The sequence below is a fragment of the Pseudooceanicola aestuariicola genome (assembly GCF_045763785.1).
Lineage (GTDB): Bacteria > Pseudomonadota > Alphaproteobacteria > Rhodobacterales > Rhodobacteraceae > Pseudooceanicola.
The window spans coordinates 830,322-853,682 of sequence record NZ_JBJGSF010000002.1 but is presented as its reverse complement, the minus strand read 5'-3'; the positions used below and the strand labels follow the sequence as shown (position 1 = coordinate 853,682).

General features: G+C 61.8%; 19 protein-coding genes. 13 read left to right on the top strand and 6 right to left on the bottom strand.

What is annotated here, in order from left to right:
- Positions 1-11: 11 nt before the first annotated feature.
- Genes hisG through hisS form a run of 3 tightly spaced genes read right to left on the bottom strand, consistent with a single transcriptional unit; the run spans position 12 to position 3,309 of the window.
- Positions 12-707 carry an ATP phosphoribosyltransferase gene (hisG, locus tag ACI3GR_RS12140; protein ID WP_407494825.1) on the bottom strand — a complete coding sequence of 232 codons (696 nt, stop codon included), beginning with the start codon at positions 705-707 and terminating at the stop codon, positions 12-14.
- Positions 704-1,825: an ATP phosphoribosyltransferase regulatory subunit gene (locus ACI3GR_RS12135; protein WP_407494824.1), complete on the bottom strand. Its 1,122-nt coding sequence runs from the start codon at positions 1,823-1,825 to the stop codon at positions 704-706. Before ACI3GR_RS12135 ends, hisG begins: the two co-directional genes overlap by 4 nt.
- A complete protein-coding gene (hisS, locus tag ACI3GR_RS12130; protein WP_407494822.1) occupies positions 1,825-3,309 on the bottom strand; it encodes a histidine--tRNA ligase in 1,485 nt (494 codons plus the stop codon). Before hisS ends, ACI3GR_RS12135 begins: the two co-directional genes overlap by 1 nt.
- Positions 3,310-3,449: 140 nt before the next feature.
- On the opposite strand from hisS, the gene ACI3GR_RS12125 reads away from it, so the two are divergent.
- Complete coding sequence (locus tag ACI3GR_RS12125; protein ID WP_407494820.1) at positions 3,450-3,644, top strand: SlyX family protein; 195 nt, start codon at positions 3,450-3,452, stop codon at positions 3,642-3,644.
- Position 3,645: 1 nt separating this feature from the next.
- On the opposite strand, the gene ACI3GR_RS12120 is transcribed toward ACI3GR_RS12125, so the two are convergent.
- On the bottom strand, positions 3,646-4,665 hold the full coding sequence (locus ACI3GR_RS12120; protein WP_407494818.1) for a hypothetical protein: 1,020 nt from the start codon (positions 4,663-4,665) through the stop codon (positions 3,646-3,648).
- Positions 4,666-4,744: 79 nt separating this feature from the next.
- Positions 4,745-8,257, bottom strand: a complete 3,513-nt coding sequence (gene dnaE, locus ACI3GR_RS12115) for a DNA polymerase III subunit alpha (RefSeq protein ID WP_407494816.1) — start codon at positions 8,255-8,257, stop codon at positions 4,745-4,747.
- Positions 8,258-8,298: 41 nt separating this feature from the next.
- On the opposite strand from dnaE, the gene ACI3GR_RS12110 reads away from it, so the two are divergent.
- The 12 genes from ACI3GR_RS12110 to ACI3GR_RS12055 all read left to right on the top strand — a co-directional run bounded on the left by ACI3GR_RS12110 (position 8,299) and on the right by ACI3GR_RS12055 (position 22,356).
- Positions 8,299-9,081 (top strand): 5-oxoprolinase subunit B family protein, encoded by a 783-nt coding sequence (locus ACI3GR_RS12110; protein WP_407494814.1) that lies wholly within the window; start codon positions 8,299-8,301, stop codon positions 9,079-9,081.
- Entirely contained in the window at positions 9,078-10,094 is a 1,017-nt protein-coding gene (locus ACI3GR_RS12105) for a 5-oxoprolinase subunit C family protein (protein WP_407494813.1), read from the top strand. The genes ACI3GR_RS12110 and ACI3GR_RS12105 overlap by 4 nt, the downstream gene beginning before the upstream one ends.
- Positions 10,091-10,849 (top strand): LamB/YcsF family protein, encoded by a 759-nt coding sequence (locus tag ACI3GR_RS12100; RefSeq protein ID WP_407494811.1) that lies wholly within the window; start codon positions 10,091-10,093, stop codon positions 10,847-10,849. The genes ACI3GR_RS12105 and ACI3GR_RS12100 overlap by 4 nt, the downstream gene beginning before the upstream one ends.
- A gap of 166 nt (positions 10,850-11,015) precedes the next feature.
- Complete coding sequence (locus ACI3GR_RS12095) at positions 11,016-12,389, top strand: xanthine dehydrogenase small subunit (protein ID WP_407494809.1); 1,374 nt, start codon at positions 11,016-11,018, stop codon at positions 12,387-12,389.
- A complete protein-coding gene (gene xdhB / locus ACI3GR_RS12090) occupies positions 12,386-14,809 on the top strand; it encodes a xanthine dehydrogenase molybdopterin binding subunit (RefSeq protein ID WP_407494807.1) in 2,424 nt (807 codons plus the stop codon). The genes ACI3GR_RS12095 and xdhB overlap by 4 nt, the downstream gene beginning before the upstream one ends.
- Entirely contained in the window at positions 14,802-15,731 is a 930-nt protein-coding gene (xdhC, locus tag ACI3GR_RS12085) for a xanthine dehydrogenase accessory protein XdhC (protein WP_407494805.1), read from the top strand. The genes xdhB and xdhC overlap by 8 nt, the downstream gene beginning before the upstream one ends.
- A complete protein-coding gene (locus ACI3GR_RS12080; RefSeq protein ID WP_407494803.1) occupies positions 15,728-17,245 on the top strand; it encodes an ABC transporter ATP-binding protein in 1,518 nt (505 codons plus the stop codon). Before xdhC ends, ACI3GR_RS12080 begins: the two co-directional genes overlap by 4 nt.
- A 108-nt stretch (positions 17,246-17,353) precedes the next feature.
- Entirely contained in the window at positions 17,354-18,436 is a 1,083-nt protein-coding gene (locus ACI3GR_RS12075; protein WP_407494801.1) for an ABC transporter permease, read from the top strand.
- Positions 18,436-19,356, top strand: coding sequence for an ABC transporter permease (locus ACI3GR_RS12070; protein WP_407494799.1), 921 nt, complete (start codon positions 18,436-18,438; stop codon positions 19,354-19,356). The genes ACI3GR_RS12075 and ACI3GR_RS12070 overlap by 1 nt, the downstream gene beginning before the upstream one ends.
- Positions 19,357-19,400: 44 nt before the next feature.
- The gene (locus tag ACI3GR_RS12065; RefSeq protein WP_407494797.1) at positions 19,401-20,492 is read left to right on the top strand and encodes a BMP family ABC transporter substrate-binding protein; all 1,092 of its coding nucleotides are present in this window, start codon (positions 19,401-19,403) and stop codon (positions 20,490-20,492) included.
- 128 nt (positions 20,493-20,620) lie between these two features.
- On the top strand, positions 20,621-21,697 hold the full coding sequence (locus tag ACI3GR_RS12060; protein ID WP_407494795.1) for an NAD(P)/FAD-dependent oxidoreductase: 1,077 nt from the start codon (positions 20,621-20,623) through the stop codon (positions 21,695-21,697).
- On the top strand, positions 21,694-22,356 hold the full coding sequence (locus ACI3GR_RS12055; protein WP_407494793.1) for a DUF938 domain-containing protein: 663 nt from the start codon (positions 21,694-21,696) through the stop codon (positions 22,354-22,356). Before ACI3GR_RS12060 ends, ACI3GR_RS12055 begins: the two co-directional genes overlap by 4 nt.
- A gap of 18 nt (positions 22,357-22,374) precedes the next feature.
- On the opposite strand, the gene ACI3GR_RS12050 is transcribed toward ACI3GR_RS12055, so the two are convergent.
- Positions 22,375-23,250 carry a 3-hydroxybutyryl-CoA dehydrogenase gene (locus ACI3GR_RS12050; protein WP_407494792.1) on the bottom strand — a complete coding sequence of 292 codons (876 nt, stop codon included), beginning with the start codon at positions 23,248-23,250 and terminating at the stop codon, positions 22,375-22,377.
- Positions 23,251-23,361: the final 111 nt, after the last annotated feature.

The following is a 23,361-nucleotide window of genomic DNA, read 5'->3' as shown; positions in this document are numbered from 1 at the left end:
CCTCAGCCCGATCAATCCACCTTCAGCCGGCTGCACAACTCGGCCAATACGGCGCGATCGGCATCGCTCATCTCGGCTGCGCGGGACCGGAACAGGGTCGCCTGCGATTTCAGGATCAGACCGTCTGCCAGAATTTTCAGGTGGTTCGCGCGCAAGGTATCGCCGGTGGTGGTGATATCGGCAATCGCCTCGGCTGTTTCGTTCTTGACGGTGCCTTCGGTCGCGCCCTGACTGTCCACCAGTTGATAATCCGCAACGCCTTGATCGCGCAGGAAGTCCCGGACCAGACGGTGATACTTGGTCGCGATCCTTAACCGGAACCCATGCCCCGCGCGAAAGGCCGAGGCTGCCGCATCCAGATCGTCCAGCACGTCCACATCGACCCAGCAATTCGGCACGGCGATGACCAGATCAGCCTGACCAAATCCCAGCTCTGCCAGAACTTCGACCCGTTGATCCCAAGCCGCCAGTTTTTCCTGAATCAGATCGGTGCCTGTCACGCCCAGATGGATGCGCCCGGCTGCCAGTTCACGCGGGATTTCACCGGCGGACAACAGGATTAACTCAACACCGTCGATGCCCTCGACCTTCCCGGCATATTCCCGATCCGACCCGGCACGGCTCAGCGTGATCCCACGCTCACCAAACCAGTCGAAGGTTTTTTCCATCAACCGCCCCTTGGAGGGGACACCCAGCTTCAGGCTCATGCTGTGTCCTCCAACTCGACGATCAGGCCCGGACGGACCACGCCACCCACCGCAGGGATGCCTTCGGGACGTCCGGCGCTTCGGCCCAGCACGCGGGTCAGCGCGTCATACCGCCCGCCCGAGGCCACGGGGGGCAGGTCAGGCCGCGCTTCGGCATAAAGGCCAAAGACGAAGCCATCGTAATATTCCATGTGCGTCCGGCCATACGCGGCCTCGAAATCCAGCACGGCGATATCGACGCCTTTCGCGTCCAATGCCGCAGCGCGCGCCGCCAGTCCTTCGACGGCATCCGAAATGGACGGCAGATCCACGGCGATATCGCGCAACCGCTCCAACGCGAACGGCAGCGTTTCGCGGACGGACAGGATCGCGTCGATCAGGCTCAATTGCCTGTCGCTGATCGGCGGCGTCTCTGCATCTTTGCGCAATGCCTCGATCCGCGCTTCGACTTCGCCCCGGCTGCGCAAACCGATGTTCGGGCCCGCATCAGCAAAAGGATCGTCCGCCGCCAGCAAGGCCACCCGGCTGGGCGGCACCGGAGAGCGTCCGGCAAACCGGTCCAGCAAGGTCCGGAACCGACGCGGCCGCCAGATGTGGCGCATCAATGCGGCCTTGCGGGCGTCGCTGGTATCCAGCCCCGCCACCGCAGCCATCAGTATGCCGATGTCGCCCGTTGCCGCCCGCAAAGCGATGCCCTTGGTCGCGGCGCGCACCAGTGTAAAGACCTCGGCATCCGATTGGGCAGGCTGTGCGCCATCGAAGATCTCGACCCCGACTTGTAGGTATTCATTCGCCCGCGCCTCGTCCTCTTCCTGACGGCGAAACACCTCTCCGGCGTAGGTATAGCGCGCGGGCTCTGCACCTCCGGCCATGTGCATCTGCACAACCGGCACCGTAAAGTCCGGGCGCATCATCTGTTCGCCGCGCAACGCATCCGACGTCACATAGGCGCGTCCCCGGATATCTTCGCCGTAAAGATCCAGAAGGGTCGCCGCAGGCAATAAGATCGGGCATTCCACCGCGACTGCGCCAGAGGCTTCAAATCCGGCCCGCAGTTCAGCCGCCCGCGCCCGCACTTTGCCGCGCAGTTCCGGCGTGTGTCCCTGCCAGACGGGCATCAATCGTCCCCTTTCAGAAGATCCAGAATATGCTGAACAATCTGATCGCGCGGAATTTCCGCCTGAGAGGGGCGTTCCTTCCACTCTTCCAGCGTCGCGTTTTCGGCAATTTTCTTGCCCAAGATCAGGTCCTTGACCTGTACCACGCCACGCTCTTTTTCGTCGGCACCTTCGATCACAGCGGCAGGCGAGTTCCGCTTGTCCGCATATTTCAACTGATTGCCAAAATTCTTCGGGTTGCCCAAATAGACCTCGGCCCGGATACCGGCCGCCCGCAGCTCGGCTACCATGGCCTGATAGTCCGCCATCCGGTCGCGATCCATCACCGTAACGACAACAGGCCCTTCGGCCTCAGACCCGATCCGACCCTTTTCACGCAGCGCGGCCAGCAACCGGTCCGCACCGATCGACACGCCGACCGCAGGCACCTTCTGCCCTGTGAACCGGGCCACAAGATCGTCATAGCGTCCACCGCCCGCGACCGACCCGAACTGACGCTTGCGGCCTTTTTCGTCGAGGATCTCAAAGGTCAGCTCGGCCTCGAACACCGGGCCGGTGTAATAGCCCAGACCCCGCACGACAGACGGGTCGACTTCGATCCGGTCAGGCCCGTACCCACCAGCCTCCAGCAGGGATGCGATCTGCTCTAACTCGTCCACGCCTTCGGCCCCAATAGCCGAGCCGCCAACAGCCGCGCGCAGATTGGCCAACGTCTCACCGACCGTCGCACCCTTGGACGTCAGAAACGCGATCACAGGCTCTGCCTGCGCGTCATCCAGACCCACTCCGTCGATATACGCACCAGAGGCATCCAGACGGCCCTTGCCCAATAGCTCGCGGACACCAGACTCGCCGACCTTGTCGAACTTGTCGATGGTGCGCAGAACATCGGCCTGCTGCGCGGCATCTTCAACGCCCATCGCCTCAAGCACGCCGTTCAGAACTTTGCGGTTGTTCACACGGACCAGATAATCGCCGCGCGGGATCCCGACCTCTTCCAGACAATCAGCCAGCAGCGCGCAAATCTCAGCATCCGCCGCAACGCTGGCCGTGCCGACGGTATCCGCATCACATTGATAAAACTGACGATACCGCCCCGGGCCCGGCTTTTCATTCCGCCAGACTGGCCCCATCGCGTAACGACGATATGGTGTCGGCAGATCATTGCGGTGCTGCGCATAGACGCGCGCCAAGGGCGCCGTCAGATCATAGCGCAGCGCCAGCCAGTCGCCTTTGCCGTCATCATCGGATTCCTGCCACGCGAAGACACCTTCGTTCGGACGATCCACATCTGGCAGGAACTTGCCCAGAGCTTCGACCGTCTCGACCCCAGAAGATTCAAGCGCATCAAAGCCATAGCGATGATAAACATGCGCGATCTTCTGCAACATCTCGGACCGTTCGGTCACCTCGGTGCCGAAGTAATCGCGGAACCCCTTCGGCGTCTCGGCCTTGGGGCGCGGGGCTTTTTTCTGTTTGGCCATAGGACCCTCTGCGCATTGGCTCGCGGCGGGGTCTAGCCCATGGCCCGTGTGGCGGCAAGTGTTGCGGCATTGGCGCGGGGTTGCCATTGCCATATAGGCTGGCGCACCATGGTTCAGAAACGCTGACAAGCAGGCTCAAAATGATCGAACTTCAGGAACAGATCGCCCATCTGGAACGCACCGTCGATGATCTGTCGACCGTCGTCGCCCGACAAGAACGTGAGATCGCGATGCTGACCCGCCGGATGCAGCTGCTGATGGAGCGTGAAGCAGAGCGCGAAGCCTCGCACGGCGACGCCGTCGTGTTCGGGGACGAACGGCCCCCGCACTACTGACCTACTTAGGTTTGGCTCCCATAGCGGCCGCTTCGACCTGTCCGTCGTGCAACAGAATATTACTCCACCGGCCGCCATTTCCAAAGGTTTCATAGACACTTAGGAATACGGTATCGCGCTGCAATGCCTTGATCCGCGCTCCGCAGGGCTTGTTACGGCCCACCTTGCACACGCGCCCTTTTACGCGGTCGTAGGCTTTGTCCGCGTCGCTTTTGGGCTGGATCGACGCGGCGGTGCCGTAGCGCAGAGCTTCGTGCATCTCAACATCGCCGAACATCACCATGGCCCCCGTGACCTGTCGTGCGCAGCCGTCGTCAAAGCCGGTAATATAGAAGGTGCGCGAGTTCATACCGTCCGGCGCCAAGTCGAAAATCCGGTATTTCGCGCCACGTTCAGGATACTGCGCAACGCGAGAGCCCATTTGCCCCTGCGGCAGATCGCAAATCCGCCCGATATTCCCGAAGGCCATGACCGTTCCCGGGACCATGTCCTTTTCCGGCCCCTTGGCTGCGGCGCGCGGCTGCGGCTTGGGTGCAGGTGTTGGTTCTGACGGTTGCCCAACGCGTGTTGCCGGTGCCGCATCTTGCGCAGGCTCTTTTCGTAGCAAGCCGAACAGCCCCGGCAATCGTCTAGCGGGTTCCGGAGTTTCCGCGACATCTTCGCCGAAATCTGACAAAGGCTCCGACGCCTCGTCAGAGACCTCTTCCTGCGCGGCCTCTTCAACGACCAGACCGGCCAATGCGATCTCAGCCGCTTCGCTTTCCGCCGATTTTTCCGGGGACAGGCGCTTCAGAAGCCCTAAAAATCCCGTCCGCTCTTTTGTCGTAACGTCTTCGACCGCTGCCTGCGCGGCCAAATCTTCGGCGTTGGTGACGCGATCGACACCTTCGGCACCTGCCACGATTTCAACCGCACCATCTTCTGGTGCGATCTGCTGATCGGAAAGCCTTTCGACCCCACCCAACGGCCCCTGACACGCGCACAGACCTAGCAGGGCGAAGGGCAGCATTAGACGGACCACTGCTCGTCCCCTCAATATTTTGTGAGGAGTGAATCAAATTTGATTCGGCCTGTCCAGTTTTTCGGGCCTGAGCGTCTGATCAGATCTCTTCGACAGCCATCACGCCATTCAGGCTTTTGATCGCCCCTTTGATCTGAGGCGTCACGGGAAAGTCTTGCCCGGCATCGATCTCGACCTCTCCGGGAAGGTCGCGATCCATCAGGCAGAAACTGATCGGCCCCTTGGCCACCTTAGCGGCGGTTTCTTGGGCGTTCTTCAGCACCTCGGCCACCGCCGTGATGGCATCGGTTGCCTCTACGAAGATCTTCAGTCCAACGCCGCCCACATCCGCGACGACCGTATCAAGGGGCGCGATACCCCGCGCCAAGAGCTTAAGCTGATCGCTCTCCATCGTCGCCTCGACCGTGCACACGATCATGGAGCCTGCATCCAAATAATCCCGCGCGCTTTCGAGCGTGTCAGAAAAGACTGTACATTCATACGCGCCGGTCGTGTCAGAAGCCTGCACAAAAGCAAAACGATTGCCGCGCGCCGATTTTCGTTCTTGCCGCCCGGACACAATGCCTGCGATTTTGGCAACCAACGGGCCGCCCTGCGCCAGCATCGTCACCTCGTCCAGCGTCTTGATATCCTTGCGCTTCAGCGCGCCGGCATAGTCGTCCAGCGGGTGACCGGACAGGTAGAAGCCAATGGCCTTGAACTCCTCCGACAGCCGTTCGGCGGGCAACCAATCCTGTGCGGGCGACAGGCGTGGTTCTGGCAGGTCTTCGCCCGCATCACCGAACAATGAGACCTGGTTCGACTGTTTCTGATCCCAGATTGCCGCCGAATATTGCACGAGCGCGTCCAGAGACTCGAACACCCGGCGCCGGTTCGGATCAAGCTGATCGAAGGCGCCAGCCCGGGCCATCATTTCCAATGGACGCTTGCCGACGCGTTTCAATTCAACCCGTCGGGCAAAATCGTAAAGGTTCACAAAGGGCTTTTCCCCATCGTCCGTTTTGCGCCCTTCGGTCACCAGCCGCATCGCGTCCAAACCGACGTTTTTCAACGCGCCCAGCGCATAGACCAATTCACCGTTCACAACTTTGAACGATGCCCCAGACCGGTTCACACAGGGCGGAACGAACGGCAACTTCAACGCCTTGCGGACTTCTTCGAAATAGACCGCAAGCTTTTCCGTCAGGTGGATATCGCAGTTCATGACGCCTGCCATGAACTCGACCGGATGGTTCGCCTTGAGCCATGCGGTCTGATACGAGACCACCGCATAAGCCGCCGCGTGGGATTTGTTGAACCCGTAGTTGGCAAACTTTTCCAACAGGTCGAAGACTTCGGACGCCTTCTTTTTCTCGACCCCATTTTCGGCAGCACCGGCTTCGAACTTGGGGCGTTCGGCGTCCATCGCCTCTTTGATCTTTTTACCCATGGCGCGACGCAGCAGGTCCGCGCCGCCAAGGCTGTACCCGGCCATCACCTGGGCGATCTGCATCACCTGTTCCTGATACACGATAATACCCTGAGTTTCCTCAAGGATATGATCGATCAAGGGGTGCACGGATTCGATCTCTCGCAGCCCGTTCTTGACCTCGCAATAGGTCGGAATATTCTCCATCGGGCCGGGACGATATAGCGCCACAAGCGCCACGATGTCTTCGATACAGGTGGGCTTCATGCGCTTCAACGCATCCATCATGCCCGAGCTTTCAACCTGGAAGACCGCAACCGTCTTGGCCGCGGAATACAGGTCATAGGTCTTTTCATCATCCAGCGGTATCAGGTTGATCTGGTTCTCTGCCCCCTCGGGGGGTTCATAAATTTCAGAACCGTCTGCAGCGATATGCAGATCGCGCCCGCCCGCATGGATTTGTTCGATGGCGTTTTGAATAACGGTCAGCGTCTTCAGGCCGAGAAAGTCGAACTTCACCAGCCCCGCCTGTTCGACCCATTTCATGTTGAACTGTGTCGCAGGCATGTCAGATCGCGGATCCTGATACAGCGGCACCAACCGATCCAAGGGCCTGTCGCCGATCACAACACCAGCGGCGTGGGTCGATGCGTTCCGCAACAACCCTTCGACCTGCATGCCGTATTGCAGCAGCCGGTCGACAACCTCTTCGGATTTCGCCTCGGCCCGCAGACGTTCTTCCTGCGCCAGCGCTTGTTCGATGGACACTGGCTTCACGCCTTCCACCGGGATCATCTTGGATAGGCGATCCACCTGCCCGTAAGGCATCTGCAGAACCCGCCCGATGTCACGCACCGCCGCTTTGGACAAAAGCGCACCGAAGGTGATGATCTGTCCGACTTTGTCACGGCCATACTTCTCCTGCACGTATCGGATCACCTCTTCCCGGCGATCCATACAGAAGTCGATGTCGAAGTCGGGCATCGACACACGTTCGGGGTTCAAGAAACGTTCGAACAGCAGCGAATACCGCAGCGGATCAAGGTCCGTGATCGTCAGCGCATAAGCGACAAGAGAGCCCGCACCTGACCCCCGGCCCGGTCCGACTGGAATGTCATGGTCCTTGGCCCACTGGATAAAGTCCGCAACGATCAGGAAGTAGCCGGGAAAGCCCATGCCTTCGATAATACCAAGCTCGAAATCCAGCCGTTCCTGATATTCCTCGACGCTGACAGCGTGTGGTATCACGGCAAGACGCGCCTGCAGACCTTCGTTTGCCATACGACGCAGTTCGCTGACCTCGTCATCCGCGAATTTCGGCAGGATCGGATCGCGGCGATACGCCATGAAGGCGCAGCGTTTGGCGATCTCGACCGTGTTTTCAATCGCTTCCGGCAGATCGGCGAAGAGGGTCGCCATTTCTTCTGCGGTCTTGAAGTAATGCTGCGGGGTCAGACGCCGACGCTCTTCTTGCTGATCGACATAGGCGCCCTCGGCGATACAGATCAGGGCGTCATGCGCCTCGTACATCTTGGACTTTGGGAAGTAGACGTCGTTCGTCGCGACCAGCGGCAGCTCCATCGCGTAGGCCATTTCGACAAAACCACGCTCGGTCGCGCGTTCATTCGCAGGCAGACCACCGTCACCGGGATGGCGCTGCAACTCGACATAAAGCCGGTCACCGAACATACCCTTCAGACGGTCCATCAGCGCCTGCGCGGCGGGACGCTGACCGCCCTGTAACAACATGCCCACCGGGCCATCGGCCCCGCCCGAAAGACAGATCACGCCGGCGGAGAATTCTTCCAACTCATCCAACGTGACCTGCGGCAATTGCCCCGGCTTGGTCAGGTACAGACACGAATTCAGCCGCATGAGGTTTTCGTACCCGGCCTCGCTCTGCGCCATCAGAACAAGCGGCGCGGGGGCCTTGGGCTTCTCACCGGGCTGCGTTGCGACAAAGGTCACATCGACCTGACACCCGATGATCGGCTGGATACCTTCGCCACTGGCCGTGACGGAAAATTCCAGCGCCGAGAACATGTTGTTGGTGTCCGTCACCGCAATCGCGGGCATCCCGGCATCGCGGCAAAGCCCCGGCAGTTTCTTCAACCGCACGGCGCCTTCCAGCAGGGAATATTCGGTATGGACTCTTAGGTGGATGAATCGGGGATCACTGCTCATGCCGTCAGGCTAATACGGATCGCGGACGGGCGGAACTGCTGTTGCACCTTCCGGCAAATCCGTTGATCATTTTTGCGATGAATGCGCCCGAAGTGACCCCTGAAATCCTGCCGCATGGCCCTGACGGCCTGTCGATCCGGCTTGGCCTGACCCCGGATCAGGCGACCCTTGGCGCGGTTCAGGCCCTGCGTTCGGCGCTGGAGGCGACGCCACCGCAGGGGGTTGAGGAAATCGTGGGCGCTTTGGCCTCCGTCTACCTTCGGTTCGATCCCACCCGCACGTCGCGGGCCGAGGTGGCAGCGGCAACAAGGGCCATCATCGACCAGACCGATTTGGTGGGGGCCACCCTGCCCCCACCATCCCGCCGCTGGACGATTCCCGTCGTGCTGGGCGCCGATCGTGGCCCCCAATTCAGCGAAACTGCCAAAGCCGCAGGCCTGTCCGATAGCGCGGCGCGCGATGCGATCCTGTCGACGCCCGTGCGCGTGCTGACCATCGGCTTTGCGCCCGGGCTGCCGTACATGGGTCTGATGCCGCCCGAATGGGACATCCCCCGCCTGACCGAAATCACCCCGAACGTACCCAAAGGCGCGCTGGTCGCTGCCGTGCGTCAGCTGATCATCTTTACCAACGCGACGCCCACCGGGTGGCGGCACATCGGGCAAACCGCCTTTGAAGGTTTCGACCCCGGCCGCGACCCGGCCACGCTGTTACGGGCGGGCGATGAGGTCCGGTTCGCGACGATCTCTCCGTCAGAACTCGCCGCGCTGGAAGCGGACAATGCCGATGGCCGCGGCGGCGCACGGGTCGAGGCGCTATCATGACGGCCTTGATTATCCATCAGGCCAGCGCGGGCCTCACCCTGCAGGACATGGGCCGCCCAAACCGCTTGGCTCAGGGGCTGTCCCGCGCCGGGGCCGCGGACCCATTGGCACTGATCGAAGCGGCGGCGCTGCTCAACCTCCCTGCTCCGGTATCATCGCTGGAAATGCCCATGATGGGAGGCACGTTCGAGGTCACCGCGCCCACCCGCGTCGCCCTGACCGGCGCGCAGATGCAGGCCAGCATGAACGGTGCGCCAGTCAATTGGAACACGACCGTCACCCTGAAGATCGGTGACCGCCTGACCATCGGCCCCGCGCGCAAGGGAACATATGGCTATCTGACGCCTGCGAACGGATTTGCGACCGAACCCGTGATGGGTGGTCAAGGCACGCATCTGACCGCCGGGATTGGCGAACGACTGACGCAAGGCGCGCAGATCGCATTGCATCCCGACGATGCGCCAGACCGACCGCCGATGGTCCTTCGCCCGGACGAACGCCTGTCGGGCGGCCCCATCCGGGTAATGCCCGGGCCTCAGACCGATCTATTCGACAGCGCGACGATCAACCGCTTCTTTGCGACCGCATTCACCCGCTCGACAACTGGCAACAGACAGGGCGTGCGGCTGGACTTTGACGACGCGCCCTTTGCCAGCGAAACCAAATCGCTCGCCTCGGACGTCATTCAGCCCGGCGATATCCAGATGACAGGCGACGGCATCCCCTATGTGCTGCTGACGGAATGCCAGACGATGGGCGGCTATCCCCGGATCGGCACTGTGATCCCGCAAGACCTGCCCCGCGTGGCCCAGGCCGCGCCCGGTACCGCTCTGACCTTCCAGCGCATCACTCTGGAACAGGCCGATGCGCTTTGGCAGCCGATGACCGAGACGCTCAAAGCGCTCCGCAAACGCGTTCAGCCGTTACGGCGCGATCCGCATGACATCCCGGACCTGCTGTCCTATCAACTGATCGGCGGCATGGTCCGCGGAGACGAGGGAGACGCCACATGACCCGGACAATCGACCTGAACGCCGACATGGGCGAAAGCTTTGGCCTTTGGGTCATGGGCAATGACGCGGCCCTGCTGGATATCGTGACCTCGGCCAATATCGCCTGTGGCTTTCACGCGGGCGACGCAGACGTGATGGCCCGCACTTTCCGGATGGCGCAGGATAAGGGCGTCGGCCTTGGCGCGCATCCCGGCTTTGCCGACACGCAAGGTTTCGGACGGCGCCGCATCGCCCTGTCAGCCGAAGAGCTCACGAACCTGATCACCTATCAACTGGGTGCCGCACAGGCGATGGCCCGTGCAGCGGGTGGAGAGGTCCGGCATCTGAAGCTGCACGGCGCGCTGGCGAACATGGCGTCCGAAGACATCGACATGGCGCGCACCTGCTATGCCGCCGCTGAAAAAACCCAGCCCGGAATTGTCGTGATGACGCTGGCCGGAACCGCCCAGCAGGCCGCCGCCGAAGACCTTGGCCTGACCTTCGCAAACGAGATTTTCGCCGACCGCGCCTACAACGATGACGCCACGTTGGTAGACCGGAAATTGCCCGGCGCGGTGATCCATGACGCCGCACTGGCCGGACCCCGCATCGCCGACATGGTCCGCGAAGGGGCGATCATCACTGCGAACGGAAAACGCATTCCGACCCGGATCGACACGATCTGCCTGCACGGCGACACGCCCGAAGCCATTGAAATCGCAAAGTCCGTGCGCGACGCCCTGACCGCCGATGGCCTCACCCTCGCCAAACTGTAACGCCAGCTTCTTAGGCAAAAATCGCAAGGCAGCCGCCCGGTTTTTCAGCAAATGCTTGCCAATCGCGCGCTGACCCGCTTTGCTGTGGGTCGGAATGCCCGTCCGGTTCTACGCCGCATCGAACCGGGCACTGGGGGCCAACGGGGTAAGGCGGCGGACCAATGACATGACAATCTCCTTTCACTTGAACGGAGAGCGCGTGGACCTGACAGACGAGGTTCCACCCACGACCACCCTATTGGACTGGCTGCGCGAAACGCGTGGGCTGACGGGCACGAAAGAGGGCTGCAACGAAGGCGATTGCGGCGCCTGCACCGTTATGGTGACCGACCCCGACAGCGAACAGGGCCTGAAGGCGTTGAACGCCTGCATTCTGTTCATGCCCCAATTGCACGGCAAGGCGGTCCGCACGGTCGAAGGCTTGGCCGGGCCGGACGGAACGTTGCATCCCGTGCAACAGGCGATGGTCGATCACCATGGCAGCCAGTGCGGCTTCTGCACGCCCGGATTTATCGCGTCGATGGTGACGGCGCATACGGCAGGCAAGACGGAACATGACACCGTTCTGGCAGGAAACCTGTGCCGCTGCACCGGCTACGCCCCGATCATCCGCGCGGCCGAAGCCGCCGCTGACGCGCCGATTCCTGACTGGCTGTCGGACACTGCGCCCGATGTTGCGCCGCTGACCATTGCGCCGCAATCCTCGGACGAACTCGCTGCCATCTACGCCGCCCAGCCCGACGCCACGCTGATCGGCGGCGCCACGGATGTAGGCCTTTGGGTCACCAAACAACTGCGAGAGTTGGACCGCGTGATCTTCCTGAACCGCTGCGCAGACCTGAAGATCATCGACGTGACCGCGCCTGACACGATCCGCATCGGGGCCGCGGTCACCATGGCGGAACTGCTGCCGACTCTGGACGAATATTACCCAAGCTATGCCAGTATGGTGCGCCGCTATGGCTCTGAACAGGTGCGTCAGGCCGCGACCATCGGCGGCAATGTCGCCAATGGATCGCCAATCGGGGACAACCCGCCCGCGTTGATCGCACTGGACGCGACGCTGCACCTGCGCCATGGGAACACCCGCCGCGACTTGCCGATCGAGGAGTTCTTCATCGACTACGGCAAACAGGACCGCGTCCCCGGCGAATTCGTCGAAGCAATCACCATCCCTAAGACTGCGCCGCACCTGGCCTGTTACAAACTGTCCAAGCGGTTTGATCAGGACATCTCCGCCGTCATGGGGGCCTTCAGCATCGCGGTCGAGGATGGCAAAGTCGCCAGCGCCCGCATCGCATTTGGCGGCATGGCAGGCACTCCCAAACGCGCAACGCATGTCGAAACAGCCCTCACCGGCCAGCCATGGACCGAAGAGACTGTGATGACCGTCGCCGATGAATGGGCTAAGGATTTCACGCCCATGTCCGACATGCGGGCCAGCGCGGAGTATCGCCTGACCACCGCCAAAAACATGCTCCAACGCTACTTCCTTGAAACCCAAGGACAGGCACGCAGCGTGCGAGAGGTGATGCCATGAGCATGGGCAAACCCCTTCCCCACGACACCGCACACCTGCACGTCACCGGCGCGGCGCGGTATATCGACGACATCCCGACACCTACTGGGTCGCTGCATCTGGCTTTTGGGCTATCCCCCGTGGCGCGTGGTAAGCTGAATGGTCTGGACCTCGATGCGGTCCGAAATGCCCCCGGCGTGATCGCGGTGCTAACTGCGGATGACCTGCAGTTTGCCAACGATGTCTCCCCTTCGATCCACGATGAGCCTTTGTTGGCTACCGACAGGGTGCACTATGTCGGCCAACCGCTTTTTGTTGTGGCTGCGACCACCCATCTGGCCGCCCGTAAGGCCGCCAAGCTTGGCAAACCGGACATCTCAGAAGAAACACCTATCCTGACCGTCGACGAAGCCCTTGCCGCCAACAGCAGGTTCGAAGGCGGTCCTGTCACCTGGACCAAGGGTGACGCAGGATCGGCCATCGACGCTGCGCCGCGCAAGATCACTGGCACGTTGGAAGTCGGTGGACAGGAACACTTTTACCTTGAAGGTCAGGCCGCGCTGGCTCTGCCGCAGGATGGAGGAGAGATGGTCGCCCATTCCTCCACCCAGCACCCGACCGAGATCCAGCATAAGGTCGCCGAAGCGCTTGGTCTTCCGATGCATGACGTTCGCGTGGAAACCCGCCGGATGGGCGGCGGCTTTGGCGGCAAAGAAAGTCAGGGGAACGCGCTGGCCGTTGCCTGCGCCGTGATGGCCCGCGCGACCGGCAAGCCCTGCAAGATGCGCTACGACCGTGACGACGATATGGTCATCACCGGCAAACGTCACGATCTGCGCATCGAATACCGCGCCGGTTTCGACGACACCGGGCGGCTGACGGGGGTAGAATTTCGCCATCTGTTCCGCTGCGGCTGGGCTCAGGACCTGTCCCTGCCCGTCGCGGACCGTGCGATGCTGCATGCCGACAACGCTTACCTGCTGGAAAACGTCCGGATCGAAAGCCATCGTCTGAAAACCAACACCTGTTCTGCCACCGCGTTTCGAGGCTTTGGCGGGCCGCAGGGGCTGGTCGGGATCGAACGGGTGATGGATCACATCGCCCATGATCTGGGTATGGACCCGCTGGCGGTGCGGCAGGCGAATTACTATGCCGACGCGCCAGTGGATGGCGATGGGGGGCTGTCTGCCCCCAGCCGCCTGTCGGCGTCTTCCCCCGAGAATATTTCCCCGACCGAAGAAGATAAGGATTTGACCAGCCGTGGCGCGGAAGAGACGGGACCGCAGCAGCCCGTCGCCACGCCCAACGCGCAGACCACGCCCTATGGAATGGCGGTCGAAGATTTCATCCTCAACGCCATGACTGCAGAACTGGCCGAAACCTGTGACTATGCCGGACGCCGCGCGCAGGCCGAGGTCTGGAACGCCGCCAACCCTGTGCTGAAACGCGGGATCGCCCTGACGCCGGTGAAGTTCGGGATTTCCTTCACGCTGACGCACCTCAATCAGGCAGGTGCCTTGGTGCACGTGTACCAAGACGGCTCCGTTCAGGTGAACCATGGCGGGACCGAGATGGGGCAAGGCCTGTACCAAAAGATGGCACAGGTCGCGGGTTCTGTCTTTGGCGTATCCCCGGCTGCCATCAAGGTCACGGCGACAGACACTGGCAAAGTGCCCAATACCTCGGCTACGGCGGCATCGTCCGGGTCTGACCTGAACGGTATGGCCGTGAGGATTGCATGTGAAACAATCCGGGACCGGATTGCTGCCTGTCTGGCCGAATTGCATCAGGTCGCGCCCCAGACGGTGAACTTTGAAGGTGATCAGGTTCAGGTCGGGGCCGAGCGTATCAGTTTCGAAAAAGCGGCCCAGATCGCCTATGAAAACCGGATCAGCCTGTCGTCGACCGGCTACTACAAGACCCCCGATCTGGCGTGGGATCGTCTGCGCGGTCAGGGTCGACCGTTTTTCTACTTCGCGCACGGGGCTGCCTGTACCGAAGTGGTGATCGACACCCTGACCGGCGAATACCGCATCCTGCGCACCGACATCTTGCATGATGTCGGCCGGTCTCTGAACCCGGCAATCGACATCGGCCAGATCGAAGGCGGCTATGTCCAAGGTGCGGGCTGGCTGACGACCGAAGAACTGGTCTGGGATGACAAGGGGCGGCTGCGGACACACGCACCGTCGACCTACAAGATCCCGGCGTGCGGGGATCGGCCGGATATCTTCAACGTCGCACTGTGGGACGGCGACAACCGGGCCGAGACGATCTATCGATCCAAAGCCGTCGGCGAGCCGCCGTTCATGCTGGGCACTTCGGCGTGGCTCGCGCTTTCGGATGCTGTGGCGGCCTGCGGAACAGGATATCCGGCACTGGACGCCCCCGCCACGCCCGAACGTGTTCTGGCGGCAATCGAACGGGTGCGCCATGGTTGATCTGGAAGCGTTGAAACGCGCACTGCACGCGCATGGCAAGGTGGTCCGCGTCGTGATCGCAGGCGTCAAAGGCTCGACCCCCAGAGAGGTCGGCGCTGCGATGATCGTATCGCGCGAGGGCTTGGTCTCGGGCACCATTGGCGGCGGCACGTTAGAGCATGAGGCCATTACCAAGGCGCGCCACCTATCCGCCCCGGTCGTGGATAACCGCGCGCTTGGTCCCGACCTGGGTCAATGCTGCGGCGGGGCCGTGACGCTGGTCTATGATCGCTTCGATACGATGCCGGATGTACAGAACGGCCTGATCCTGCGACGGATAACCGGGACGAACGAGGCGCCGCTGGCCTTGCGTCGCAAACTGGCAGAGGCACGCAACGGCAACTTGGAAACCGGGACCCAACTGATCGATGGTTGGCTGATCGAGCCGGTTCAGACGCCCACAACGCCACTTTGGGTCTGGGGCGCGGGCCATGTCGGCCGCGCCATGGTGACCACGGCGGCCCCCCTGCCCGACCTCGACATCAAGTGGATCGACACCAGCCCCGACCGCTTCCCGGAAAGGGCGCCTGAAAGTGTCACCGTCCTACCGGCCGCACGTCCCGAACGGCTGGTCGCGCACGCGCCGGCAAACGCCAGCCACCTGATCCTGACCTATTCGCACGCGCTGGACCTTGCGCTATGCGACGCGCTGCTCCGCCATGACTTCGCCTTTGCGGGATTGATCGGATCGCGCAGCAAATGGGCGCGCTTCCGCCATCGCCTGTCTGCCGCGGGCCATTCGTCTGCCCGGATAGACAGCATTACCTGCCCGATCGGAGATCCGAGCATGGGCAAACATCCACAAGAAATTGCCATCAGCACCCTCTGGGCGCTAAAAACACAAATGGCGCGACAAGACGCCCTAAGGGATATGACAGGGTGACGGGACCACTCCTTTCCATCAAGGGCCTGACCAAGGCCTATCCGGGCGTCGTGGCCAACGACGACGTATCGTTCGATATCCAACCCGGCGAAGTGCATGCGCTGCTGGGCGAAAACGGTGCTGGCAAATCGACACTGGTCAAGATGATCTACGGATTGGTCAAACCCGACAGCGGCACGATGACCATGTCGGGTGAGGCCTTTGCCCCATCGGAACCCAAAGTCGCCCGTGCCCTTGGCGTCGCGATGGTGTTCCAGCATTTTTCGTTGTTCGACGCGCTGAACGTGGCCGAGAATATTGCCCTTGGCATGGCCGAACCGCCCGCGATGCGTGATCTGGCGGCGCGGATCCGGGACGTGTCAGACCAATACGGCCTGCCGCTGGACCCATGGCGCGTGGTGGGCGACCTGTCCGCAGGCGAACGCCAGCGGGTTGAGATCATTCGCTGCCTTCTGCAGAACCCCAAGCTGCTGATCATGGATGAACCCACGTCCGTGCTGACCCCGCAAGAGGTTGAGATCCTGTTCGAGACCCTGCGCAAGCTAAAGGCCGAGGGCACCTCGATCCTGTATATCTCGCATAAGCTGGAAGAAATCCGCGCCCTTTGTGACGAGGCGACCATTCTGCGGCTGGGCAAAAAGGTCGCCAACTGTACGCCCCGTGACACCACCGCGCGGGAAATGGCGGAACTGATGGTCGGCGCGGAACTGCATGTCCCCAGCCGCGACACCCGCGAACCCGGAGAGGTTCGGCTGGCCCTGAACAACCTGTCGGTCGCTTCGCCCGGTCAGTTCGGCACGTCCCTGAAAAACATCAGCTTCGAGGTCCGTGCGGGCGAGGTTCTGGGCCTTGCCGGCGTGGCGGGCAACGGCCAGGACGAATTGCTGGGCGCGCTCTCGGGCGAGTTGCGATCGGCATCGAACATGGTGGTTCTGGACGGGACGGAGGTCGGATCAACGGGCCCCGCCGCCCGCCGTCGCATGGGTCTGTTGACGGCACCTGAGGAACGGCTAGGTCACGCGGCTGCGCCCGACATGTCGCTGACCGAAAATGCCGCGCTGACCGCGGCGGAGCGTCGCAAAATCGTCAGCAGTGGATTCATCAACTGGGGCAAGGCGCGAGGTTTCGCACGCGAGGTGATCGAACGCTTTGACGTGCGCACGCCCGGAACGGAAAACGCCGCCCGTTCGCTGTCCGGTGGCAACCTGCAGAAGTTCGTCATCGGGCGAGAGGTCATGCAGGACCCGCAGGTTCTGATCGTCAACCAGCCGACATGGGGCGTAGACGCCGCCGCTGCGGCCACCATCCGACAGGCGATCCTTGATCTGGCAACAGGGGGCGCGGCGGTGGTCGTGATCTCTCAGGATCTGGACGAATTGATGGAAGTCTCGGACCGGTTCGCTGCGCTGAACGAAGGACGTCTGAGCGATATTCGCCCTGCCAAGGGGCTTACGGTCGAAGAGATCGGCCTGATGATGGGCGGTGCCCACGGGATGGAGGTGGCGGATGTTTAAAGCGACCTCAATTGATACGGCCCGGTGGCGGATGTCGGATGCCTCCGGCGGGAGTATTGCTGGAAAGATGAACGAGGGTCGTCGGCCCTTGACGGCGGAGGGTGCGCGATGATCCATCTGGAGAAGCGGCGCCAGCCTTCGACCGTCTTTGCATGGGCCACGCCGATTCTGGCGGTTGTGGCGACGATGATCTTTGGCGGGTTGCTGTTTGCCGCCCTTGGCAAGGACCCCTTCGTCTCCATCCGGACGATTTTCTGGGATCCGCTGTTCGGGCAGCATGCGTTCTATTACCGCCCGCAACTGCTGGTGAAAGGCGGGCCGCTGATCCTGATTGCGATTGGCCTGAGCCTTGGGTTCCGGGCCGGTATCTGGAACATCGGGGCTGAGGGGCAGTACATCCTTGGCACGATCTGCGGCGCGGGCGTGGCGCTGGCCTTCTATCCCATGGAGGGCTGGTTCATCTTCCCGCTGATGATCCTTGCAGGCGCTTTGGGCGGCATGGTCTGGGCGCTGATCCCGGGCATTCTGAAGGTCAGGTTCGGGACCAACGAAATCCTCGTGTCGCTGATGCTGGTCTATGTGGCCGAGCAATTGCTGGCCTCCATGTCGTTGGGATTGCTGAAAAACCCCGAAGGCTTTGGCTTTCCCGGGTCGCGCAACCTGCAACAATACCCGTCGGCGCATAATGCGGAAATCATCGCGGGTACCGGCATGCACTGGGGCGTGGCCGCGGCGTTTATCGCAGTGATCTTCGCCTATATCCTGCTGTCACGGCACCAGCTGGGCTATCACATCCGCCTGACGGGTGAAGCCCCACGCGCGGCCAAGTTCGCGGGCGTATCCCCTTCGCGTCTGATCCTCTTCTGCCTTGGCATCTCGGGCGCCTTCGCCGGTCTGGCGGGGATGTTCGAAGTGTCGGGCCCAGCCGGCCAGGTCTCGATCGACTTCAACACCGGTTACGGCTTCACCGCGATCATCGTGGCCTTCCTTGGACGGTTGCACCCAGTGGGCATCCTGCTGGCAGGTCTGTTGATGGCGCTGACCTACATCGGTGGGGAAATTGCGCAATCGGGTCTGGGTCTTCCGGCGGCCGCCATTCAGATGTTCCAGGGCATGCTGCTGTTCTTCCTTCTGGCGGTGGATGTTCTGACGTCTTACCGCATTCGATTTGGTCAGGGAGAGGCCGCGTAATGGACCTGTCAGCCATCAATCCCGTCCTTCTGATCGCCTCGCTCATGGTCGCGGCGACCGCCGTGATGATCGCCGCCATTGGCGAGTTGATCGTCGAACGCGCAGGCGTGCTGAACCTTGGTGTCGAGGGGATGATGATCACCGGCGCCATCTGCGGCTTTGCCATTGCGGTCCAAACCGGATCGCCAACTTTGGGCTTTATCGCGGCGGCGGGCGGCGGGGCTTTGTTGTCGTTGCTGTTTGCCTTCCTGACCCAATTCGCACTAGCCAATCAGGTCGCCTCGGGGCTGGCACTGACGCTCTTCGGTCTTGGACTGTCGTCCCTACTGGGGCAGGGCTATCAGGGGATCAAACCACCTTCGACCCCCCGGATCGATATTCCCGTGCTGACCGATCTGCCGGTCATAGGCCGGATCATTTTCGGCCACGATCTGATGGTCTATTTGGGCTTGGCGCTGGTCGCTGCGGTCTGGGCGTTCCTGAAATACACTCGCGCCGGGCTGGTTCTGCGCGCAGTCGGCGAAAACCACGATGCGGCCCATGCGCTTGGCTACAAGGTCGTGCGCATCCGCGTGATGGCCATCGCCTTTGGCGGGGCCATGGCGGGCCTTGGCGGGGCCTACATCAGCCTTGTCCGCGTTCCGCAATGGACCGAAGGCATGACGGCTGGCATCGGCTGGATTGCCCTTGCCCTGGTCGTTTTCGCCAGCTGGAAACCATGGCGCGTTCTGCTGGGCGCGTATCTATTTGGCGGCGTCACGGTGCTGCAGTTGAACCTGCAGGCGGCTGGGATCGCCATCCCGGTCGAGTATCTGTCGATGTCGCCATACATCATCACCATTATCGTGCTGGTCATCATGTCCGCCGATAAATCGCGTGCGCCTGCCTCTCTGGGTCGTGTCTTCCACGCGACGCACTAATGGCAGTAACCTCAAACCCAAAGAAAAGTCTGAAAGGGAAAATCATGAAACTTACGAAACGCGCATTGATGACCGGGGCCGCCATGGCCCTGAGCCTCGTCGCCACCGGCGTCGCGGCAGAAAGCCATAGCGAAAAAACCAAGGTCGGCTTTGTCTACGTCGGCCCCGTCGGCGACGGCGGCTGGACCTATGAACACGACAAAGGTCGTCAGGCTGTCGAAGAGCACTTTGGCGACAAGGTCGAAACCGTGTTCGTCGAATCCGTGCCCGAAGGCCCGGACAGCGAACGCGTCATGACCCAGATGGCGCTGGACGGCGCTGACCTGATCTTCACCACCTCCTTCGGCTACATGGACCCGACGATCAACGTCGCGGCCAAGTTCCCCGATGTGAAGTTCGAACACGCGACCGGCTACAAGACCGCCGATAACGTGTCCGTCTATTCCGCACGCTTCTACGAAGGCCGCGCGGTTCAGGGCACCATCGCGGGTCACATGACTGAATCGAACATCATCGGCTACATCGGGTCCTACCCGATCCCCGAAGTTATCCGTGGCATCAACTCGGCCTACATCCACGCCAAGAAGGTGAACCCGGATGTGGAGTTCAAGATCGTCTGGGCCTTCACTTGGTTCGATCCCGCGAAAGAAGCTGACGCCGCAAAGGTTCTGATCGAACAGGGCGCGGACGTGATCCTGCAGCACACCGACTCCACCGCGCCTCAGGCCGCAGCACAGGAAGCGGGCAACGTGATCACCTTTGGTCAGGCTTCCGACATGTCGGAATATGCGCCCAAGCCGCGTGTATCCTCGATCATCGACAACTGGGCCCCCTACTACATCGCCCGGACCCAGGCCGTCATGGATGGCACTTGGGAATCCACCAGCACCTGGGACGGTATCGGCGCAGGCATGGTTGAAATCGGCGAGATCTCGGACGCCGTTCCGGCGGACGTGAAGGAAGAGGCGCTGGCGCTTAAAGAGTCGCTGGCATCCGGCGAATACCACGCCTTCACCGGCCCGCTGAAAAAGCAGGACGGCTCTGACTGGCTGGCCGAAGGCGAAACTGCCGATGACGGTACGCTGGCTGGCATGAACTTCTACGTCGAAGGCATCGAAGGCGAAATCCCGCAGTAAACCGGGAAACGTTTCGCATCAGACGGGCGCGGGGAAACTCGCGCCCGTTTTTCGTCGCGGGATATCGGATAGGGCAGGCCGTCGGGCAGCCCTTGACCCTGTCCGGCAATTCCCGTTTCGATAGGCCCATGAATTCAACCGATATCCTGATCATTGGCGGTGGTGTTGCGGGCCTTAGCGCCGCTGCAGCCCTTGCCCCCCACGCACATGTCACGGTGGTGGAGGCCGAAGACCATCTTGCCTATCACGCCTCTGGCCGCTCGGCCGCGATGTTTCTGTCATCTTATGGCAACGCCACGGTGCGCGCGCTGAACGAAGCAAGCGAACCCCACCACAAAGCCACAGGCGTTCTGTCGCCGCGTCCCATCCTGCTGGTCGCCGGGGCCGACGACGCCGATGCCTTCGACACTGAAAAAGACAGCTTCGGGATGGAGCAGATCAGCCCCCAAGACGCACAAGCCCTCTGGCCGATCCTTGATCCGGCCAAAGCCCCCCTGACCGCGATCCGGGGCGATACAAGCGATCTGGACACCGACCTGCTGATCCAAGCCGCCCGGAAAACGGCCCGCGCGCACGGGGCGGAGGTTCTGACGGGTGCGCGCGTCACCGCCATCACCCGCGATCACAAATGGCAGGTCACGACCTCCAAAGGGGTCTTCCAGGCGCAGACCATCATCAACGCCGCAGGCGCTTGGGCGGATGACATCGCGGCGCTAGCAGGGATAGCCCCGATCGGGCTGACCCCTTTCCGCAGGTCCATGGCACGCATTCCCCTGCCCGATGGTATGGACCCGACGAATTGGCCCTTCACTGATGCGGTCAAAGAGGAATGGTACGCGAAACCCGACGCGGGCCAGCTGATCGTCTCGCCTTCGGAAGAAGACCCAAGTGCCCCGATGGATGCTTGGGCCGACGATATGGTGATCGCTGAGGGCCTCGCCCGGTTCCAAGACATGACCACGATGGAGGTCACGCGTCTGACAACCACATGGGCCGGATTGCGCACCTTCGCACCGGATCGGGCGCTGGTAATCGGGCGCGACGCAGCCCAGCCAGAGTTTGTCTGGCTGGCGGGACAAGGCGGCTATGGCTTTCAGACGGCCCCGGCTGCGGCACAGCTATGCGCCGCGATCATCCAAGGCTTGCCATCTGATCTGCCGGACGGCACGGTCAGGGCCCTTGATCCCAAAAGGTTCGCCAAATGACGGAACGCACCCTGCCCCCGACCGCCTCGGTGACGGAAAAGACGTCGGACGGCCGGCTGATCATGCCCGCCGCCCTGCGCAACATCACCGCGATTTCCGACCTCGTGGCACAGGTCATCGACGGCGAGGCGATCACAAACGCGCTGGAAATCGCCTCGGGCACCGGGCAGCACATTCTGCACCACGCGAAACGGCATCCGGAGATCACATGGCAACCGACCGACGTGGATGAAGAGCGGATCACCTCGATCAACGCTTATGCCGCGGAAGCGCCAGAGGGGAATATCCTGACCGCGCAGTATCTGGACGCCACGAAACCCGGCTGGTCAGACAGTCTGCCCCCGCAGGGCTTGATCGTTTTGGTGAACCTGCTGCACCTGATTTCAACCCCAGAGGCGCAGACGCTGATCCGCGAGGTCGGTAAAACGCTCAAGGTCGGCGGCACCTTCGTGCTTTACGGCCCGTTCATGCGCGGCGGAGAGCTGACGTCAGACGGTGACCGCCAGTTCCACGCGGACCTGACCGCCGCAGACCCAGAGATCGGGTACAAAGACGACTTTGACGTCACCGACATGATCCACGCCAGCGGGATGAGCCTGATCAGCTTGGTCGAAATGCCCGCCAACAACCTTGCCTTTGTTGCCCGGCGGGATTTCTAAGTCGGATTTATCCCAGATTTAACGGGTCGGCACCGGCGTATCGCCGCGGTAGTCGTAGAACCCTTTGCCGGTCTTGCGACCCAGCCAGCCCGCTTCGACGTATTTCGTCAGCAGCGGACAGGGGCGATACTTGGTATCCGCCAGCCCGTCGTGCAGCACGTTCATGATCGCCAGACAGGTGTCGAGCCCGATGAAATCCGCCAGTTCCAGCGGACCCATGGGATGGTTCGCGCCCAGCTTCATCGCCTCGTCGATCGACCGCACGTTGCCCACGCCTTCATACAGCACATAGACCGCTTCGTTGATCATCGGCACCAGCACGCGGTTTACGATGAATGCAGGAAAATCTTCGGCGGACGAGGCCGTCTTGCCCAGCTTTTCGACGACCGCCAGACAGGCTTTATACGTCTCTTCATCCGTGGCAATGCCGCGGATCAACTCGACCAGCTGCATCACCGGCACGGGGTTCATAAAGTGGAATCCCATGAACTTTTCCGGCCGATCCGTCCGGCTGGCCAGACGCGTGATCGAAATGGACGATGTATTCGAGGTCAGGATCGTCTCGGGCTTAAGGTGCGGGACGAGGTCCTTGAAGATCGCGTCTTTCACCGTCTCCCGTTCGGTCGCGGCTTCGATCACCAGATCGCTTTGCCCCAGCTCGGGCAATTTCAGCGTGGTCTTGATCCGGTCCCGGCCCGCCTTGGCGTCTTCTTCCGAAACCATGCCACGCCCGACCTGACGGCCTAGGTTCTTGTCGATCTGCGACATCGCCTTGTCCAGCGCGTCCTGATTGATGTCGTTCAGAAGAACGTCATAGCCCGCCAGCGCGCAGACATGGGCAATGCCATTCCCCATCTGGCCTGCGCCGATAATGCCAACTGTCCGGATCTCCATCCCGCTCTCCTTCTCTGGTTGCCGCTACAGTGACCAAACCATGCCGCCGCCGCAAGTACCCGACATTTGCATCGAATGCCGAATTTAGGGGCTTGGTAAGGAATCACGGGC

What these genes read in the sequence shown, in the direction of transcription:
- ACI3GR_RS12055 (WP_407494793.1), top strand. Translation starts at nt 21,694, where the DNA reads ATGACGGAACGCACCCTGCCCCCGACCGCCTCGGTGACGGAAAAGACG.
- hisS (WP_407494822.1), bottom strand. Translation starts at nt 3,309, where the DNA reads ATGGCCAAACAGAAAAAAGCCCCGCGCCCCAAGGCCGAGACGCCGAAG.
- ACI3GR_RS12075 (WP_407494801.1), top strand. Translation starts at nt 17,354, where the DNA reads ATGATCCATCTGGAGAAGCGGCGCCAGCCTTCGACCGTCTTTGCATGG.
- ACI3GR_RS12100 (WP_407494811.1), top strand. Translation starts at nt 10,091, where the DNA reads ATGACCCGGACAATCGACCTGAACGCCGACATGGGCGAAAGCTTTGGC.
- ACI3GR_RS12065 (WP_407494797.1), top strand. Translation starts at nt 19,401, where the DNA reads ATGAAACTTACGAAACGCGCATTGATGACCGGGGCCGCCATGGCCCTG.
- ACI3GR_RS12095 (WP_407494809.1), top strand. Translation starts at nt 11,016, where the DNA reads ATGACAATCTCCTTTCACTTGAACGGAGAGCGCGTGGACCTGACAGAC.
- ACI3GR_RS12060 (WP_407494795.1), top strand. Translation starts at nt 20,621, where the DNA reads ATGAATTCAACCGATATCCTGATCATTGGCGGTGGTGTTGCGGGCCTT.
- xdhB (WP_407494807.1), top strand. Translation starts at nt 12,386, where the DNA reads ATGAGCATGGGCAAACCCCTTCCCCACGACACCGCACACCTGCACGTC.
- ACI3GR_RS12135 (WP_407494824.1), bottom strand. Translation starts at nt 1,825, where the DNA reads ATGCCCGTCTGGCAGGGACACACGCCGGAACTGCGCGGCAAAGTGCGG.
- ACI3GR_RS12125 (WP_407494820.1), top strand. Translation starts at nt 3,450, where the DNA reads ATGATCGAACTTCAGGAACAGATCGCCCATCTGGAACGCACCGTCGAT.
- dnaE (WP_407494816.1), bottom strand. Translation starts at nt 8,257, where the DNA reads ATGAGCAGTGATCCCCGATTCATCCACCTAAGAGTCCATACCGAATAT.
- hisG (WP_407494825.1), bottom strand. Translation starts at nt 707, where the DNA reads ATGAGCCTGAAGCTGGGTGTCCCCTCCAAGGGGCGGTTGATGGAAAAA.
- ACI3GR_RS12105 (WP_407494813.1), top strand. Translation starts at nt 9,078, where the DNA reads ATGACGGCCTTGATTATCCATCAGGCCAGCGCGGGCCTCACCCTGCAG.
- xdhC (WP_407494805.1), top strand. Translation starts at nt 14,802, where the DNA reads ATGGTTGATCTGGAAGCGTTGAAACGCGCACTGCACGCGCATGGCAAG.
- ACI3GR_RS12070 (WP_407494799.1), top strand. Translation starts at nt 18,436, where the DNA reads ATGGACCTGTCAGCCATCAATCCCGTCCTTCTGATCGCCTCGCTCATG.
- ACI3GR_RS12050 (WP_407494792.1), bottom strand. Translation starts at nt 23,250, where the DNA reads ATGGAGATCCGGACAGTTGGCATTATCGGCGCAGGCCAGATGGGGAAT.